The sequence below is a fragment of the Komagataeibacter europaeus LMG 18890 genome (assembly GCF_000285295.1).
Classification (GTDB): Bacteria; Pseudomonadota; Alphaproteobacteria; order Acetobacterales; family Acetobacteraceae; genus Komagataeibacter; species Komagataeibacter europaeus.
The window spans coordinates 1-1,917 of the sequence record NZ_CADP01000246.1; the positions used below are offsets into that span (position 1 = coordinate 1).

Below are 1,917 nucleotides of genomic sequence, written 5' to 3' on the forward strand. Positions count from 1 at the left end.
TATAGCGCGACAGGTAGGCCAGCACCGCTTTGGGACCGGCAAAAGGGGGTTTGGCGTAGACGACCCAGCGCCTGCTGCGCACAGGGGCCAGATACCGCAGAAAGGCACGACGCTCTGCCAGAGGGGCAAGACGGCCCCGGAAGACCAGCCGGTCGGCATTGAAAAGTGCGCGCAGCCGGGTCAGGAACAGGCGGCGGAACAGTTTGCCCAGCACGCGAACGGGCAGCAGGAAGGCAGGGCGTGACGAGATCCAGCGCCGACCATCGGACGAGAGACCGCCACCCGGCACGATCATGTGCACATGGGGATGATGGGTCAGCGCCGAACCCCAGCTGTGCAGCACGGCGGTGATGCCGATGCGGGCACCCAGATGCCGGGGATCGGCGGCGATCGTCATCATCGTCTCCGAGGCGGCCTGGAACAGCAGGGCGTAGAGAACGGCCTTGTTCTGGAGCGCGATGTCGGCGATCCGCGCCGGCAGGGTGAAGACGACATGGAAATACCCGACCGGCAGCAGATCGGCCTCACGTTCGGCCAGCCATGTCCGCGCGGCATTCCCCTGGCAGCGTGGACAATGACGGTTGCGGCAACTGTTATAGGCAATGCGCCAGTGTCCGCAGTCCCCGCAGGCCGCGACATGACCACCAAGGGCTGCGGTGCGACAGTGTTCGATCGCCGACATGACCTTGAACTGCTGCAGGGGGAGACGGCCGATATGGGCTGCCCGCCAGGCAGGACCGGCAGCCCGGAAGATGTCCCCCAGTGCGAGGGAGGCGGACATGACCGCCCCCCCTCCGGGATCAGCCGTCAGGCCTTGCCTGCGCCGTCGTCTGCGTGCCCAGCCTGTCGAGCGGACTGATGACGGCCCGCACAGTCCGTGTCGCAACCTTTGTATAAAGGGCCGTGGCCGTGGTCTCTAGACGGGAATGACCCGGCAGGACCTGGATCACGCGGACATCGACACCATCCTCAAGCAGGTGCGTGGCAAAGCTGTGCCGCAGGGTATGAGGCCCCACACGTCTGGTGATCGCAGCGGCCCGCGCCGCATCGACAACCACGCGATGGAGCTGCCGTGTGCTGATGGGCCTCATGGTGTCCTGCCCGGGAAACAGCCAGCCACCCGAATGTATCACGCCCTGCTGGCGTCCGGCCTTCCACCACTCCCGCAGCAGGGGCAGGAGGTCTGCCGGAAGCATGGCGTTGCGATATCGTCCCCCTTTGCCCCGTTCGACCCTGAGCAGCATGCGTTCGCTGTCGATATCACTGACCCTGAGGGCGGCGACCTCGGCCACCCGCAGGCCTGCCCCATAGGCGATCGAAAGGGCAGCCTGGTGCCTGAGGCAGGTGGTTGCGTTGAGCAGACGGGCAACCTCATCGCGGCTCAGCACGACGGGCAGGTTGCGGGGCTGCGCCACCCGGACCAGCCTGCGTGCAAGGTCAGGTCGGTCGTAAGCATCCGGCGGGACTTGCAGTTACCCACAAATCTGCTGTTCTTGAATTTTGTGCTTGATGCAGATGAATCTGTTGTGATTCCTTTTCTGTCACCTTTATGCAGGCGGGGTGTGAGAATGGTACAGGATTGGGTCATACAGGAAATATCCGGATCTGACCTTGGCGACGAGCGCCTGAACAGGCGTCTGGGCACGATGCTCGCGGCACTTGCTGAACGACCGGGCAAGTCTCTCCCGACGGCATTTCAGGATTGGTCTGCGACCAAGGCAGCATATAGATTTTTTGCAAATGCAAATGTAAGCGAAGACAAAATCCTTGAAGGGCATTTTTCTGCTACCGCCCAGCGTTTCGATGCGACTGCAGGGCCAGTCCTGATCCTGCAGGATACAACGGAGTTTTCCTTCACCCGAGCATCTCCCGAAAAGATCGGGTTTACCAAGGTCTCTACGGGAGGCAGGGAAAAAA

General features: G+C 62.7%; 3 protein-coding genes. 1 reads left to right on the plus strand and 2 read right to left on the minus strand.

Features of this window, described 5'->3' with window-relative positions; genetic code table 11:
- Positions 1-781: IS91 family transposase (locus tag GEU01_RS21220; RefSeq protein WP_019087605.1), on the minus strand; the 781-nt coding region annotated here is incomplete at its 3' end.
- A 19-nt stretch (positions 782-800) separates the two neighbouring features.
- Positions 801-1,415 carry a tyrosine-type recombinase/integrase gene (locus GEU01_RS23755; RefSeq protein WP_019087606.1) on the minus strand — a complete coding sequence of 205 codons (615 nt, stop codon included), beginning with the start codon at positions 1,413-1,415 and terminating at the stop codon, positions 801-803.
- 51 nt (positions 1,416-1,466) lie between these two features.
- On the opposite strand from GEU01_RS23755, the gene GEU01_RS21230 reads away from it, so the two are divergent.
- On the plus strand, positions 1,467-1,917 hold a 451-nt coding region (locus GEU01_RS21230), incomplete at its 3' end, for an IS4/Tn5 family transposase DNA-binding protein (protein WP_198284481.1).